At 52.5% G+C, this 16294-nt stretch carries 14 protein-coding genes; 4 read left to right on the forward strand and 10 right to left on the reverse strand.

The features are described from left to right. The first annotated feature begins 329 nt into the window (after positions 1-329). The gene (locus M0D42_RS13725) at positions 330-1004 is read left to right on the forward strand and encodes an ABC transporter ATP-binding protein (RefSeq protein ID WP_265019175.1); all 675 of its coding nucleotides are present in this window, start codon (positions 330-332) and stop codon (positions 1002-1004) included. Further along, positions 1001-2305, forward strand: coding sequence for an ABC transporter permease (locus M0D42_RS13730; RefSeq protein WP_265019176.1), 1305 nt, complete (start codon positions 1001-1003; stop codon positions 2303-2305). Before M0D42_RS13725 ends, M0D42_RS13730 begins: the two co-directional genes overlap by 4 nt. Here M0D42_RS13730 and M0D42_RS13735 read toward each other — a convergent pair. The 10 genes from M0D42_RS13735 to M0D42_RS13780 form a co-directional block, all read right to left on the reverse strand. Beyond that, positions 2280-4187 (reverse strand): beta-galactosidase, encoded by a 1908-nt coding sequence (locus tag M0D42_RS13735; RefSeq protein WP_265019177.1) that lies wholly within the window; start codon positions 4185-4187, stop codon positions 2280-2282. The genes M0D42_RS13730 and M0D42_RS13735 overlap by 26 nt on opposite strands. 3 nt (positions 4188-4190) lie before the next feature. Next, a complete protein-coding gene (locus M0D42_RS13740) occupies positions 4191-5039 on the reverse strand; it encodes an SMP-30/gluconolactonase/LRE family protein (RefSeq protein ID WP_265021161.1) in 849 nt (282 codons plus the stop codon). Further along, positions 5039-5644, reverse strand: coding sequence for a 2-dehydro-3-deoxy-6-phosphogalactonate aldolase (locus M0D42_RS13745; protein ID WP_265019178.1), 606 nt, complete (start codon positions 5642-5644; stop codon positions 5039-5041). The genes M0D42_RS13740 and M0D42_RS13745 overlap by 1 nt, the downstream gene beginning before the upstream one ends. Further along, entirely contained in the window at positions 5644-6567 is a 924-nt protein-coding gene (locus M0D42_RS13750; RefSeq protein ID WP_265019179.1) for a 2-dehydro-3-deoxygalactonokinase, read from the reverse strand. Before M0D42_RS13750 ends, M0D42_RS13745 begins: the two co-directional genes overlap by 1 nt. Continuing rightward, the gene (locus M0D42_RS13755; protein ID WP_265019180.1) at positions 6564-7334 is read right to left on the reverse strand and encodes an SDR family NAD(P)-dependent oxidoreductase; all 771 of its coding nucleotides are present in this window, start codon (positions 7332-7334) and stop codon (positions 6564-6566) included. Before M0D42_RS13755 ends, M0D42_RS13750 begins: the two co-directional genes overlap by 4 nt. Beyond that, positions 7334-9043, reverse strand: a complete 1710-nt coding sequence (locus tag M0D42_RS13760) for an IlvD/Edd family dehydratase (RefSeq protein ID WP_265019181.1) — start codon at positions 9041-9043, stop codon at positions 7334-7336. The genes M0D42_RS13755 and M0D42_RS13760 overlap by 1 nt, the downstream gene beginning before the upstream one ends. Further along, the gene (locus tag M0D42_RS13765) at positions 9040-11124 is read right to left on the reverse strand and encodes an alpha-galactosidase (RefSeq protein WP_265019182.1); all 2085 of its coding nucleotides are present in this window, start codon (positions 11122-11124) and stop codon (positions 9040-9042) included. Before M0D42_RS13765 ends, M0D42_RS13760 begins: the two co-directional genes overlap by 4 nt. Then, the gene (locus M0D42_RS13770) at positions 11121-11969 is read right to left on the reverse strand and encodes a carbohydrate ABC transporter permease (RefSeq protein WP_265019183.1); all 849 of its coding nucleotides are present in this window, start codon (positions 11967-11969) and stop codon (positions 11121-11123) included. The genes M0D42_RS13765 and M0D42_RS13770 overlap by 4 nt, the downstream gene beginning before the upstream one ends. A gap of 1 nt (position 11970) precedes the next feature. Further along, positions 11971-12888: a carbohydrate ABC transporter permease gene (locus M0D42_RS13775; RefSeq protein WP_265019184.1), complete on the reverse strand. Its 918-nt coding sequence runs from the start codon at positions 12886-12888 to the stop codon at positions 11971-11973. Positions 12889-13012: 124 nt separating this feature from the next. Beyond that, on the reverse strand, positions 13013-14278 hold the full coding sequence (locus M0D42_RS13780; protein WP_265019185.1) for an ABC transporter substrate-binding protein: 1266 nt from the start codon (positions 14276-14278) through the stop codon (positions 13013-13015). A 139-nt stretch (positions 14279-14417) separates the two neighbouring features. Between M0D42_RS13780 and M0D42_RS13785 the strand changes: the two genes are divergently transcribed. Together M0D42_RS13785 and M0D42_RS13790 are read left to right on the forward strand one after the other, a co-directional pair. Then, positions 14418-15203 (forward strand): IclR family transcriptional regulator, encoded by a 786-nt coding sequence (locus M0D42_RS13785; protein WP_265019186.1) that lies wholly within the window; start codon positions 14418-14420, stop codon positions 15201-15203. Positions 15204-15219: 16 nt separating this feature from the next. Further along, positions 15220-16281 carry an ABC transporter ATP-binding protein gene (locus M0D42_RS13790; protein WP_265019187.1) on the forward strand — a complete coding sequence of 354 codons (1062 nt, stop codon included), beginning with the start codon at positions 15220-15222 and terminating at the stop codon, positions 16279-16281. The last annotated feature ends 13 nt before the right edge of the window (positions 16282-16294 follow it).

The following is a 16294-nucleotide window of genomic DNA, read 5'->3' on the forward strand; positions in this document are numbered from 1 at the left end:
AGACCCCGCTGATAAAAGTTTCACCAGCGAGAGACAATGCCTCATTCATAAGAATGACACCATCCATTGCATTGTGAACGTAACGAAACCAGTGGTTTCAACCAATTAAGCTGTCGCGAGCCCCCGTTCGAAAGACTTAACAGAGGTTCCCTTCACCCAATTTGCCCATCCATCAAATCCGAGTCAGACTACAAAACAGAATTTGGTAAGGAACGAACGAGCAATTTTGAACGCTATGGTTTTTACAAGAACTGCAATTTCCTTGGACTTTGAGTTACAACTATCTCACGCGCCAATCCGCAATCCTACCGAGGTAATGGACTAATCTCATGGACAATTCCATCGGCACTCTGTGTCTGCGTGACTTGAAAGTCTTCAGCGATACTGGGCGAGACTTACTTAGCATAGCATCGCTAGACATACAGACAGGTGAACGGGTGGGTATCGAAGGACCATCTGGTGCAGGAAAGTCCACGCTTCTGCATGCTCTTGCGGGGCTCCAAGCCAAGACTACAGGGACCATCAAATGGGGAGAATTTGATGTTTACCAAGCGACAGTCACAAATCGCAGTTCCTTTCGTCGTGAACATTTAGGTTTTGTATTTCAGGAATTTCACTTGTTCGACGAACTCAATCCCCGTCAAAACGGGTCCATACAGGCACTATTTCGGCCCAGAACTGAAAGATCCACGCTGAGAACGCGTGCTGAGAGTCTGCTGGAGCAATTGAATGTCGGTAATCGAGCCTCCACAGACCTGAAGACATACTCTGCAGGTGAAAAGCAACGGATTTCAGTGGCTCGTGCTATGGCGCATCGCCCGTCCGTCCTTTTGGCTGATGAACCAACAGCGAGCCTTGATCGCGAAGCTGCAGATCGATTGGCGGGCGATCTTCTAAAACACTCTAAAGATCAGAACATGACACTGGTTATGGTAAGCCACGATCCATCAATTTTGAAACAGATGGACAGAATTATCACAATCAAAGACGGATACTTGCAGTGATCGATCTCTGGAACTCCTTGTCTGCCACATTGCAGGATGGAGTGGTTCTGCTCTTATTGCTCTCGCCCGTGTTTGCACTGGGTGCCCTATTGCTACATGGGTTCGCCCCCTTCCCTCTTGTCCGAGCCATGTTGCAGCGCTTCAGATGGGCAAATCTCACCTTTGTTCTGTTGATTTCGATCTCTGTTGGCATGGGTATCGGTGTGCTATCCCAAGAGCGTGGTTTACGCTTGGGCTCAGCCAAAGCCGCTGAGAAATTCGATCTTGTTGTCAGCGCACCGGGCTCAGACCTCACAATGATGCTCGCAACTGTCTTTCTGCAACCAGCTCAAACATCATTGCTCGATGGTTCAACTTATATGAAAGTAGCGAACCACCCGCGCGTCGAAATGGCGACGCCTTTGGCATTCGGTGATAGCTTCGACGGTGCCCCGATCATCGGGACCACTGCGGCCTTCGGTAATCATTTGACAGGTGGCCAGTTAGAGGGTCGCATGTTCGCGAATATTGAAGAGGCCGTTATAGGCGCTTCTATTGATCTGCCGATCGGTGGCGAATTCAAACCTGCGCATGGAATTGGAGAAGCGGCTGAAGACAGTCACGGGTTTCACCTAACTGTTGTCGGGCGCTTGGCGCCGACAGACTCCCCTTGGGATCATGCCATTCTCGTTCCCATAGAAAGCGTTTGGGATACGCATGGATTGGCAAATGGTCACGCACCGCAAGATACGCATATCGGAGAACCCTTTGACGCAGAGTATTTTCCTGGGACGCCATCAATTATCGTGAAAGCCGACAGCCTCATTGGAAACTACCAAATTCAGCGCCAATTCTCAGCTGACCGCGATACAATGGCATTCTTTCCGGGTGCCGTTCTGTCACGACTCTACCGAACGATGGGTAATGTGCGAGAAGTCATGTCTTTTATGGCGATGGTGTCTCAAATACTCGTCGCGATTTCAGTGATATTGGGTCTATTTATTCTAAGTCGTCTCTATGCACGACAGCTGGGACTACTACGAGCAATTGGGGCACCAAACCGTTTTATATTGGCGGTTGTCTGGAGCTACGCGGCATCTCTATTGATCGCTGGTAGTTTGATTGGCGTAGTTCTCGGGCTCTCTGCCAGCAACTTGCTCGGTCAGATTGTTTCGGCGAGAACTGACCTGCATGTCCCAACCGGTATCGGCTGGGACGAAGTCCATCTGGTTGCTGCCTTTTTGTCAACAACCAGCGTTTTGTCTCTCTTGCCAGCGATAGCTGTTCTGCGGGGCTCTATTTTGTCAGCACTTCGCGCGTAACCGAGGCTGGCCCGAATGTCCTGCCGGCGAACTCAATTGATTCAGCGCCATAGTTGAACCAGAACCGTTCCGTTTCTGTGTCGCGCACTCGCAGCCCATCTGGCAAGGAATGTGTCTCTAACCCGGCAGCTTTTGCAATCGGTTCAAGAAGTCGCTGCATCCCGGCCTGATCAATCCAGGCACCCAGATAGGTCACATCGCCGTTTTTCATGGTAACCGGAATACCATCTGTTGCACGCATAACCACATCTGCTCCGCCCACAAGCGTCTCACGATAGCCCGTTACTGCACCGCCACCTTCAATGGGTTCAGGACAATCTGGACGCAGAGATTCAACGCGATCGACAGTAACATCCAGCCCGGAAATTGCAGGTGGCAATGGCGATGGAATGGTCATATCGGCATCGCGCGCACCTGCGCGCGGGCCGATCACAACCTGAGCTCTGGCCTGTGTTAGAGCCTGTTTCAGCCCCTCATCCATGTGCATTAGTCCCGGCGCAAGCACCATTGCGTAGCCATCGAAATCGCGCGTTTCCGGACGCAGGATATCTATCGAAAGACCCATTTTGCGCAAAGCCTGATAGGTCTCAAAGAAGAGGCCGAAGTAGCTCAAACCTTCGCCATGTGGCTGAACCGCCCAAGCAGCTTCTGCGTCATAGTCAAAGATCATCGCAACTTTGGATTGATGCGGCTCAAACTCAGGCGCATTGGCGATTTCATCACGCACCTGTTTAGCCTCTGCCATGGCCTGCGCATCCTGCCCGTCTGGGCGCAGAAGGCCCGCATGCATCTGTTCTTGTGCCATCGGCGCTTGACGCCAGCGGAAGTAACACACGGCTTCAGCACCATGCGCAAAGGCTTCCCATGACCAAAGACGAACCATGCCTGGTAAAGGTGCGGGATTATAAGGGGCCCAGTTCACTGGGCCTGGCTGTTGCTCCATCACCCACCAACGGCCATTGCCAACGGATCGATAGAGATCGTGATGCAGAGCCTGAAAATCAGGATGCCCCTGGCGCGCATAGGACCGCTGTTCTTCCACCGAAGCGCCGACACGGTCTTCAAGGAACCCAAGAGGGTAGCTATCCCATGTGGCAATGTCCAAATCATCACCCACTTTGAAGTGGTCAAAATCAGTGATCCGCCCCATGTAGTTATGTGACGTAGGTGCCTTCGAGTGCTTGCGGATAATCTCTGCCTGCATCCGGTTGTAACTGATCACCTGATCCGAGCTAAACCGGCGGAAATTCAATGAATGGGCTGGATTAGGCTCTGTTACAGTCAGGTTTGGCAGGCCAATCTGGTCAAAGTCGTTATACTCCATCGACCAGAAGATGTTTCCCCAGGCCTCGTTTAAAACTTCGATCGATTGATATTTCTCGCGTAGCCAAATGCGGAAGGCCTTCAGAGCGGCGTCGCTGTAGGAGATCGTCGTGTCATGGCAGCCATATTCATTGTCGGTCTGCCAGGCCGCGACATGTGGGTTGCTCCCGTAGCGTTTTGCAAAAATTTCGACGATACGCGCGCTTTCTGCGCGGTAGCCCTCGTGGCTGAAGCAATAGTGCCGACGCGAGCCAAATCCACGTGGTTTGCCATCCACATCAACTGCAAACATATCAGGATGTTTGTCCGCCATCCAACGCGGCGGCGTTGCGGTAGGTGTGCCAAGAACAACTTTCAGACCGGCAGCCCCAAGCACCTCGATCGCGCGATCCAGCCAGTCCCAAGTGAACTCACCCGGCCGAGATTCGAGCCTACTCCAGGAGAATTCACCAATCCGCACCCATGTCAGGCCCGCCTCGACCATACGCCGCGCGTCATCCGCCCAAAGGGCTTCATCCCAGTGCTCTGGGTAGTAACAAGTCCCAGTTGTACGTCTCATGTCTTAATCCAACAAAACGGCGTGCTCGGCTTGGCCGGTCACATCATCCAATTTGATTGCGAAGGTTTTTCCTTCGTTTTCGCCAGAAAGCTCCGCAGCTGCTGAAGTGGCAAACAGCGTAGTTAAGTCCGGCCCTCCAAAAGCAGGGCAACTGATCTGTTCAGCAGCGAATTTAACTTCTCTGAGGAACTCTCCACTCGGAGAATAGCATGCGACCCTATGGGCACCCCACTGTGCGTTCCATAGATTTCCCGCAGCATCAACAACCGAACCATCGGGGTTGAAACCATCTTCGCCTAAATCGACAAAAACTTCGGGGGTTCCAAGTGGCCAACCGTCCTGGTCCAGCCCAACTTTCATAATCTTATGAGTCGTGGTATCGCAATAGTACGCGAGCGAACCATCCGGTGAGAAGCAGATCGAGTTGGAGATCGTGATATCTGCAAACAACTTACGCAGTTCACCTTTATAGAACCGATAAATCGCGCCAGCTTTATCCTCGGCGTTAATCCCCATGGTCCCGATCCAGAACCCGCCCTGTGGGTCAGCTCGGCCGTCATTTGAACGCGTAACGTCATTGTCTGCTTCAAGCGCACAGAGCACCTTCTTTTCCCCTGATCTAAGATCAAATCGGTAAAGAGCAGTTGCCGAAGCAACAACCAAAGTGTCTTCATCAACCCAAGCTGCAGCCGAGACGTATTCATCAAAGGTCCAAGACTTTTCCACGCCATTTTCCAGCGTCAACAACTGGCGGCTCAGAATATCGAACCAGTACAATTGTTGACGTTCCGGATGCCACAATGGTCCCTCGCCCAAGGTACAGACCCGATTGTCAAAGACCGTGCTTGTCATCATGCGAGTGCTTTATCGTATGAGGCAACAATCGCATCCGCCTTGGCGCGAACCTCAGCAACAGAACAACCTGCTTTGTAGATAGCAGATCCGATGCCGAAACCCGTCGCGCCCGCTGCGGCCCATTCTGCAAAGTTATCCGGGCCTGCCCCGCCGACGGCGTACGCAGGCACCTCAGCCGGAATAACCGCGCGCATTGCTTTTAAACCTGCAGGCCCGACAAGGTTGCCCGGGAAGAACTTCAAGCCGTCCGCACCTGCTCGGAGTGCAGCAAAACAGTCAGTCGGTGTCATCACGCCAGGGAAGGACTGCATACCCAGCTCTTTGGTTTTTTTAATAACGGCTGGGTTCGTGTCTGGAGAAACAACCAGTGCACCACCAACTTCTTTCACACGCTGCGCGTCTTCCGGTGTCAAAACTGTTCCAGCGCCGATCAAAGCGCGATCTCCGAAAGCTTCCGCGATCAAGCCGATACTATCGAATGGCTGCGGAGAGTTCAGCGGCACTTCGATACGATCAATGCCTGCTTCAAGTATAGTCTCACAAATGGCGACAACTTCGTCCGGTTTCACACCACGCAGAATGGCAATAATTTCACGGCTCATCAGTTCAGTTCCTTCACTACGGAATAGGCGGCTGTTAGGCCGCTTAATGTCATCTCACTGACGGAATGGATCGAGGCGGTTACGCCCTGTGCAGCCAATCCGTCTTGGTAAAGCCTCGCCAGCGATGGTGCACCAATCAAGGCCACATCCATACCCAACCAATAGGGGCGTGCGCCGGCCAATTCCAAGCCAATCAAATATCCTGACAGGCGCGATTTACCTTCGTCTGCGGACATGCCGTTGACCAGCGCTTCAGCCCGTATACCAAAGAGCTTAGAAGCCAGTGACTGCGGTCGGCTCATGGCATCAGACAAAGCTGCTTCGAATACACTTTTGTCGAAACCAGAACCATTCACCGTGTGGCGTAAAACCGAGTTCTTAGACAAGAGCGCAAAAATTTCTCCGGTCATAAAGGTCTGGAAACTCACAATTTCACCTGCACTGATCCGCGCCCATTTGGTATGGGTTCCAGGCAAGCACAACACGCCATCAAAATTCGGGTTCTGCGCAATGAACCCCGCAATCTGAGTCTCTTCACCCCGCATAACATCAGCAGGGCTATCTTGTTTCACACCAGGTAAAATCCAGACGGAAATCCGTGGATCATTCACCTCGACAGGCGTCGCGCGCACACCTTTGGGTGGCTCGCAGGGGGTTGTCAAATAAACGGCTTCTTTCCATCCCTGCGCAGCACCGACCATTCCGCAACATATGATTGGAGTGACTTTGTCCGAGGGCAGATCATCATCAATCAGGTCGAGTAATGCACCTTCAAACTCTGAAGGTTCAAGAGACCCCATTCCGCGATCCGAGGATCGCTCTCCAATGGAGTTCCCGCTTGCATCAAGCAATGTTAGCCGCAGGTTGCTGGTCCCCCAGTCGACGGCGACAAGGGCTAGGGTCTCTTTTGTTGCTTCGGTCATCCTGTGACGACTACGCCTCCGTCTACAACCATCGCCTGGCCGGTCATCATTTTGCTCGCATCGGACGCTAAGAAAAGGGTTGCCCCAACGATATCTTCGGGTCCAAGCGTATCCTTCAGGCATTGACGTTCCAGATGTTCCTCAAGTGCTTCAGGTGTGACCCAGAGCTCTTTTTGCTTATCTGTCAGCACCCAGCCGGGTGCCAAAGCGTTCACTCGAACGCCATCAGGTCCAAACTCGCGCGCGAGGCTACGGGTCATTCCATTTATGCCCGAGTTCGCAGTTGTGTAAGCTGGATATCCTGAATTACCCATCATGTAGGATATCGATGTGAAGTTAATGATTGCGCCACCATTGCCTTGCTTCATGCCCCTCAGAGCTTCTTGGCAAGCAAAGAAATAGGCTTTCAAATTGATTGCCTGGCTCCAGTCCCAAAACTCCTCATCAACATCCAAAGTCTCATGGCGCTTGTCATTTGCAGCGTTATTCACCAATGCGGTGATGGTTCCGTGCGCTTCAGCCGATTTTTGCATTGCCGCTTTCAGCGCTGGAATATCTGTAATGTCACATTGGATGAACAGCGGACGAATACCGTGTTTCTCTTCCATTTCGTCACAGAATTCAGTCGCATCAGATCGACCCACAAAGGCCACCTTTGCGCCCTGTGCCATAAAGCCATCGGTTAGAAAGGCACCGATGCCGGAGCCACCGCCTGTGATAAAAACAGATTTATCTTTCAAATCATGAAAGGTTGCATTCACGGTCATCAGTGACTCTCCCGAGTAACAGGGCGGGTGTCTTTGCCCACCAGAAAATCAAGGTCTGCGCCTTTGTCGGCTTGCAGAACGTGATCGACATACATTTTGGCATAGCCACGCGAATAATGCGGATCAGGTGCGACCCAATCGGCGCGGCGGCTTTCCATTTCTTCTTCGCTGATCAGAAGCTCCAGCACACCTGTTGAGGCGGAAATCTTGATCCGGTCACCTGTTTTCACCAAGGCGATTGGACCACCTGCGGTGGCCTCCGGCGCGACATGCAAAATCACCGTGCCAAAGGCGGTACCCGACATACGCGCGTCAGAGACGCGGATGATGTCTTTGACACCCTTCTTTGCGAGCTTTGCAGGGATGGGCATATCGCCCACTTCCGGCATGCCAGGATAGCCTTTTGGTCCACAATGCTTCAGAACCAGAATTGTGTTTTCATCCACTGGCAGGTCTTCGCGGTCGATATTTGCTTTCAGCTCTTCGATGCTTTCAAACACATAGGCTTCGCCTTCGTGTTCCAGCAAATGGTCAGAGGCCGCCGACGGTTTAACGATCGCACCGTTCGGCGCAAGGTTGCCGCGTAGAACACGCAAGCCTGCGGCCGGTTTGCGTGGTTCGTCAAAGGCATAAATCACATCACGATTGTAGCATTCCGCTTCTTCATAATAGTGAGAGATATCCTTGCCCATCACTGTGTTGGCATTGCGCAGCTTGTGCGAAATTTCTTTTAGCACAACAGGCACGCCACCAGCGTAGCAAAAGTCTTCCATCAAGTATTTGCCTGAAGGCATGCAGTTAACCAGCAGAGGAATTTCGCCGCCAATCTCGAAATCTTCCATTGTCAGGTCAACACCAACCCGGCCCGCCAGCGCGAGGAGATGGATCACCGCATTGGTTGATCCACCCAAAGCCGCATTGGCCAAAATGGCGTTTTCAAAGCTTTCTTTGGTTAGGACATCAGAGATTTTCAAATCTTCTTCAACCATCTCAACGATGCGTTTGCCCGTCATATGAGCGAGCGCCATCCGGCGCGCATCAACCGCTGGCAGCGTACCGTTCATAGGCAAAGAAAGTCCCATCGCTTCGGACAGCGACGACGTCGTGGATGCCGTACCCATAGTCATACAGACACCCTTAGAACGGCTCATGCCGGATTCGGTCGCCATAAAGTCCTTCAGGGTCATTTCGCCGGCTTTTACAGCCGTAGCGAATTTGCGCACATCCGTGCCGGAACCCAGATCGCGCCCCTTCCACTTGCCGTTCAACATCGGACCTGCGGAGACCACGATAGAAGGCAGATCAACGGATGCTGCGCCCATCAACTGGCCCGGAGTGGTCTTGTCGCAGCCGCCCAAAAGAACGACCCCATCCATACCATAGGCACGAATGGATTCTTCCACGTCCATCGCAAGTAGGTTGCGGAACAGCATCGCGGTCGGCTTCATTTGGGTTTCACCCAGCGACATCACCGGGAACTCCACTGGAAAACCACCGGCTTCCCAGACGCCCCGTTTCACCCCTTCGGCCAGCTCGCGCAGGCCGGAGTTACAGGGGGTCAATTCAGACCAAGTATTGCAAATACCGATGACCGGTCGGCCATCAAAGGCATGATCAGGGAAGCCTTGGTTTTTCATCCAGCTGCGACGGATAAAGCCATCTTTATCCATCATTCCGTACCAACTGCGATTGCGTCTGTCTTTGGTCATAGACGTGTTCCTTCAAGCACCCACATCCTGTCGGGGAAGCTCCACGGCAAGGTCAGGCCATGCGACATCAAATATGCCCCGCTGACGACCAATCCCTCGGACTTGAGCAATGGTGTGCCACGCGACAATTCTGGCGCATCTTCTTTGTTGATCAATTCGATCCGGTACATCGCGTCAGGGGACAGGCGCGTCAAGCGCAAAGGCCGTGGAGCGATCTGCGAAGATGTCCCTGCCCTGCCCGCAAACACCACAAAACGGCTCCCACCTTCGGCAAGTTGTTGTTCTGCAATCGTGCTGGGGTCTGAACTATCCAAACGCAGAATATCTGCGCGGTTCATCCAATGACGATTATCTTTCCACCACGTTGTAACATCTTTCAGAACAGAGGCTTCTTCGTCCGTCAGCTCGCGCGGGTCCATCTCAAAACCCATATGGCGTTGCGCGGCCACCCAAGCTCGGAAGCGGATATCATAAACCCGACCAGATGTGTGACATTCACGTGGACCCACATGGCTGCCCGTCACGGCTGACGGCAAGAAGATCGCCGCGTTATGCTGCATCTTCAGCCGCTCATGGGCATCGTTGGAATCTGACAACCAGACACGATGCGTGCGGCTGAGAATCCCAAAGTCGATGCGACCACCACCAGAAGCGCAGCTCTCGATTTCCACCTTCGGGAAGGCCTCGCGCAAACGATCAATCAGCGCATAGGAGCCACGGGTTTGAGAGGCATCCGGGCTCGGCAACACGCGGTTGTGGTCCCATTTGATGTAGTCGATTTCGTGATCGCTCAGGATTTTTCCAATACGATCAAACAGGAACTCCTGCACATCAGGCAGCGCCATATTCAACGCTTTCTGTTGACGTCCGAGGATCTGGTCCTCGCCCCCCAATGCCCAATCCGGGTGCGCACGGTGGATATTGGAATCCTCGTTGATCATCTCTGGCTCAAACCAGATGCCAAAGGACATACCCTCAGCGTGCACATGATCGATGAGCGGCTTGAGGCCCTCAGGGTATTTGCGGGGGTCTACCTCCCAATCGGACAACGCCATGGTGTCGTCATCACGATTTCCAAACCAGCCATCGTCCAGAACAAAGCGCTCAGCACCAAGCGCCGCAGCGCGGCTGGCAATATCTTTCAGTTCAGGCAGGTTATGGTTGAAGTAGACTGCTTCCCAACAGTTGTAGTGCACGGGACGCGGGCGTTCGGGATCGGGCCAAGTCACGACACGGTCGCGCAGGTGACGTTGGAAAGCGACGGCGCATCCATTGATGCCGTCGTCAGAAAACATAGCGTATAGCGTGGCCGTAGCGAAATGCGTTTTGGCTTGCAGCTCAACGCGCGTGGCATGACCAAACTGGATTTGGCGACGCCCATCAGGCAGTTCTTCGGCAGCCATACGGTGACCACCTGACCAACCATAGTGGAAGGCGTAAGCATGGCCAGAAGCGTTCGTTGCACCACGACAAGGCACGATCAGGCCCGGGAAGTGCTCGTGCCCCGTTCGACCTGTACGGTTTTCGCGGTAGCGCATACCCGCCGACCACGGAGTGCGGTTCATTTGGAATTCGCCACACCAACGCCCTGCAAAGTCTATCATCTCATCAGAACTTTGCGGTGCCGGGAAAACGGGTGCTGACAGCCAATGAAGATGCACTGGACGATCTGCATCCACCCAAGCTTTGGCTTCGATCACATGGGTCTGACCATCGATCGCAAAGCGCGCGGAATAGGTCAGAACATCGTCCTGATCCTTAAAGATCAACGTCAACGCATCGTCTTCTTCCACAGCTTCGGCAAAGCAGAATTTCGGCAACAAAGGTGTGCCATCCTGCTCACGCACACTCATCCCTGGTTGACCAGGGAAAGTCCGTGTTGCCTCTGGGCAAATCGACAATTCAGGGTTTTGGTCGAGCATCCCCCCGGTCACATCGAGGACATGGGCTTTATAAAGAGTTGTCAGATCTTCTTGGTCTGACAGTCTGGGCCCCCAGTAGACCACCTCAGCGAGGTGGTCATGTTGGGAACCCAGAACGAGCGTTTGACGTGAGTCATCAAGACGCCAGCATCGGATCATTTAACGGCTCCTAAAGTGAGGCCGGCAATGAAGTGTTTCTGCATCAGGAAGAACATCGCCACAGGCGGAAGCGCTGCCACAATGGAGCCTGCACTCATCAGGTGATATGCGGCACGGTACTGAGCATTAAAGCTCGTGATACCCGCAGTCACCGGCTGACTTTCAGCACCCTGTGTCAGGACGATCGCCCAGAAGAAGTCGTTCCAGATGAAAGTGAAAATCAACACCGCCATGGCTGCCAGCGCTGGTTTCATCAGCGGCAGCACCACGTACCAGAAGATTCTCCATTCTGCCACGCCTTCAACACGTGCCACCTCGATCAGATCGAACGGCAGCGCTTTGATGAAGTTCCGCATGAACAGAGTACAGAAACCGGTCTGGAAAGCGATGTGGAAGAACACAAGTCCGGCCTTGGTATTGTATAGACCCATATCCAACGTCAGATCCCGAACCGGAACCATGAGAATTTGGAATGGAACGAAGTTGCCCGCCACGAACATAAAGAAAATCCAGAGGTTCGAACGGAATTTGTAAACGCCCAGCGCAAAGCCGGTCATAGAACTTAGAACAACACAACCGATCACGGTTGGCACCGTAATCATAACCGAGTTCAACAAATACCGCGGCATGTCAGAAGCAAAGAACACCTTACCGTAGTTTGTTGCAAACTCGATGGATGTCGGAAGACCCCAGTAGTTACCAGTAGTAAAATCCGCATCAGGCTTGATCGAGAACACCGCAACCGCCAGCAATGGCAAAAGCCAAAGCACCAATGCGACAGGCAGAAGTGCCTGATAGGTTAATTGCCAGCTACGAGATGATTTTTCGATTGGAGTCGGAAACATATCAGCGGCCTCCCTTTTCGTCTTTGTACATCGACCACAGGAAGTATGTGATGAAGCACAGCATGATGAGGAAGAGGACAACCGCGATGGATGCGCCATAGCCCATACGGAACCCGTATTCAGACAAGGCTACTTCGAACATGTAGAATGACAACACTCGGCTTTCACCAAACGGGCCACCATTGGTCATGATCGAGATCAGGTCGAAGGACCGCAGCGCACCAATGATTGTCACGACAAAGGCGATGAATGTCGCAGGTTTCAGCTGAGGAACGATGATATGCCACAGCATTTTCCAGCCCTTCGCTCCATCCAGACGAGCAGCTTCGATTTGCTCTGGATCAACAGCATTTAGGCCGGTGAGGTAGAGGATCATACAATAAGCCGTCTGCGGCCAGATGCCGGCGGCAATGATGCCGTAGGTCACATAGCGCTCATCACCAAGGACGTTGATCGGATCGATTCCGAACACGCCAAGGAATTGGTTCAATAGACCAAATGTTGGATCGTAGAACCACGTGAACACCAGACCCACAACCACTTGTGAAATCACAAATGGGAAGAAGAACAGTGACTTGTAGAGGCGAATGCCTGTCACGGTCTGGTTCAAGAAAAGTGCGATAAACAAGCCTGCTGGGATCGCCAGCAGATACAAGACCAACCAGATCAGGTTGTTACGCAAAGAGACGTAAAACGCGTCGTCCCAATAAAGCTCTTCGTAGTTTCCAAGGCCAACCCATTCTGCCTCGCCAAGACCGTCCCACTCATAGAAGGAGACGTTGATCGACTGAAAGATTGGAAAGATGACGTAAAGCAAGAACATGGCAACGCCAGGGATCAAGAAGAGCCAGGGCGTCGCGGCAATTTCGTTCCGCTTATACCACGAGTTTTTGGTCGTGGCTTCGGTGGTTGAAGACATTATCAATCTCCGAGAGGGGTGCGGGCGTCTGTGTCATCAGCAGGGTTGGAGGAGGCATGATGCCGACAGCGCTTTAACAGAAAGAGGGCGCAGCACACCTGTGCAGCGCCCTCAAGAACAAGACTTACTTGTAGATACGCTGAGCTGCGCGATCCAGGCGTGCTAGGATTTTGTCCAGATTGTCAGGCTTCACCATGAACTCCTGGAAACCTTCCATCGCAACTTTCGCCATTTCAGCCGGTGCGTCACGGTCAAAGAACTGCGCAACACCACCTGGGCTGTTGGAAGACAGCATCTCAAAACCTTCTTTCAGGAACTTGTCGTCATCTACAGAAGACTTCGCGTTCACTGGCAGCTGACCCAGGTTTTCACCGTTGTTGATCAGAGTTTGGTTTTCTGCAGAAACAACAAACTTCAGGAAGGCTTTAGCTGCATCTTTGTTTTTCGCAGCAGATGGGATGTGGAAGGTGTCAGTTGGCGCGTCTTCCGCCAGTTCAACACCTGCAGTGATCGCTGGGAACTGGTAGAAGTCCAGCTTGCTATCATCCAGACCTGCTTCACGCAGTGGTGGAACCGCAAAGTTACCTTTCAGGATCGCTGCTGCGTCACCGGACACGATGAACGGCAGGGATTCCTGCCAGCTGTATGCTGTGTGGTTGTCAATGAACGCGCCCATGTCGATCAGCTCGCGCCAGTTGGCGAAAGTTGCTGCAACACCAGCGTCTGTCCAAGGGATTTCACCACCGGTCAGCTTTGCATGGTAGTCATAGCCATTGGTACGCATGTTCAGGTAATCAAACCAGCCGCCTGCAGTCCAAAGGAATTTGGTACCGATGGTGTAGCACTTACGGCCAGAGTCGATAATCGCCTGACAGTTAGACTTCATTTCATCGAAGTTCGCCGGCTCGCTCAGACCCAGTTCTTCGTAGATGTCTTTGCGGTAGTAAACACCCCATTGGTAATAGGTGTATGGAACACCCCATTGCTTACCATCGAGGGTCATCGCACCTTTGGTAGATGCGAGGTCTGCCAGCTCAGGCTCACCCCAAAGATCAGAGATATCCTCGAACAGACCCGCGTCTACATATGGCTTCATGCGGTTTGCCGCATACCAGTTTGCAACGTCAGGTGCGTTCGCTGTCAGGAAGTTACGGATCTGAGTCTTGTAAGCTTCGCGATCAATCACGGTCAGCTCGATGTTCAGATCAGGATGCATCGCGCCGAAACGCTCTACCATGCCTTCCATAACCGCACGTGGTGCAGGGTTAGACATGTCAGAGAAGATGACGAGATCGCCAGACAGCTTCGCGTGGCCATCTGCAAATGCACCTGTTGAGAGCGCAGCAGTCGCAGCCAAGGTCGCCAAGACGGACTTGGTTTTGTGGAACATGGTTTTCCTCCCCATTTTGCTCCAATTTAGTTCCAATTATTGGAACCAAGTTTTAACTATTGAAAACAATGCGCATGATACGTACAGTTGTCAACATGTTTCGACGGCGAGGAGCCGTTGAGACAGGGAGGAAAATAGAATGAATAAGCCGGAAAAAAAGGACGGCACGGTCGGCAAGGCTTTGGAAATCCTTGACCTGGTCGCCGAATTCGAACGTCCTGTTCGGTTCTCAGAGTTGCTCGCTCAGAGCAGGCATCCCAAGGCCACCCTCTACCGATTCTTACAGACATTAACGAATCAAGGGATGCTCTCGTATGATGAATCATCGCAAACTTATAACATTGGTCTAAAAGTTTTGCGCCTCGCTCATGCGGCCTGGAAGAACGCCTCCCTTGCTCCAATCGCATCCGAAATAATGGATGATTTGGCCAAAAAAATACATGAAACCATTCATTTGGCACAAATGGAGAATGGCCAAGTCCTCTTTGTAGACAAGCGCAGAAGCTCTTCTCTCTTTGATACCTTGGCCCAAACGGGTCGCGTGGCGCCTGCACATTGTACGGGCGTTGGCAAAGTAATTTTGGCTTTTATGAGCCCAGAACGACTGGAGCGCGCACTCCGACAACAGGCTTTCGTACCTTATACAGCGGCCACACATCGCGATCGCGAGAGTTTGATTGGGGAATTTGAAGAAATCCGAACGAGTGGCGTGGCATTCGATCGGGAAGAGCACGAGGAAGGGATCATTTCGATAGCAGCCCCGATTCTGTTGAATAACGGAAAGGTGGTTGGATCAGTCTCGATCGCGACCTCAACTACACGTCACTCGCTAAAAGATTTGGAAGAATTCAAAGCGTTGCTGACGGAAACGACGAGAAAAATTGGCGATGCAGCTACAACGTGGCAGTTCCCGTCGCCGAACTAAGTGGAGATAAATCTAAATGTCTGGTGTTGAATTAACCAACGTCATCAAGAAATACGGCCAAACCCAGGTCATTCACGGTGTGGACCTAAAAATTGAAGATGGCGAATTCTGTGTATTTGTCGGCCCATCAGGCTGCGGTAAATCCACTTTGCTGCGCATGGTTGCTGGTCTTGAAGAGACCACTGATGGTCAGATCAACATCGGCACCCGCGATGTGACTCATATGGATCCAGCGGAACGCGGCGTTGCGATGGTATTCCAGACCTATGCGCTATACCCGCATATGACCGTCGAAGAAAACATGGGCTTTGGGCTCAAAATGAACGGCGTTTCAAAAGCGGAAATCGACAAAAAAGTTGGTGAAGCTTCCCAAATTCTTCAGTTGGACCAATATCTGAAGCGCAAACCAAAAGCGCTCTCTGGTGGTCAGCGCCAGCGTGTCGCCATCGGTCGTGCGATTGTCCGTGGCCCAGAGGTTTTCCTCTTTGACGAACCACTGTCCAACCTCGATGCGGAACTTCGTGTAGACATGCGTGTGGAGATCGCGCGTCTGCACAGCGAAATTGGCGCCACAATGATCTACGTGACGCACGACCAAGTCGAAGCGATGACCTTGGCGGATAAGATCGTTGTGCTGCGCGCAGGATATATCGAGCAAGTTGGCGCCCCAATGGATCTTTTCCGCGATCCGGACAACAAGTTCGTGGCGGGCTTCATTGGCTCTCCTTCCATGAACTTCCTCAACGGTGTGGTAGAAGGCGGCAAAGTTCGCGTGGCTGCATTAGACAACGAGCTGGTCGAAGCCAATGTGTCTCTGCCTGCAGACGGCACCGAAGTTCTTGTCGGCATGCGCCCGCAACACTTGTCTGTAACTGCTGCAGAAAGCACCGTGAAAGTCGATCTTGCGGAACAGCTCGGTGGTGTATCTTACGAGTACCTGTCTGCTGCGACCGGAGAACGAGTTGTCGTAGAAAGCAAAGAAGAAGACGTTCTGACCAAAGGCACCACAGTTAAGGTGAACTATCAGCCAGAAAAAGTTCTGTTCTTTGATGCGAAAACGGAACAGCGCATCCGATAATCGTTACATTCAA

The organism is Cognatishimia activa (genome assembly GCF_026016445.1).
Lineage (GTDB): Bacteria > Pseudomonadota > Alphaproteobacteria > Rhodobacterales > Rhodobacteraceae > Cognatishimia > Cognatishimia activa_B.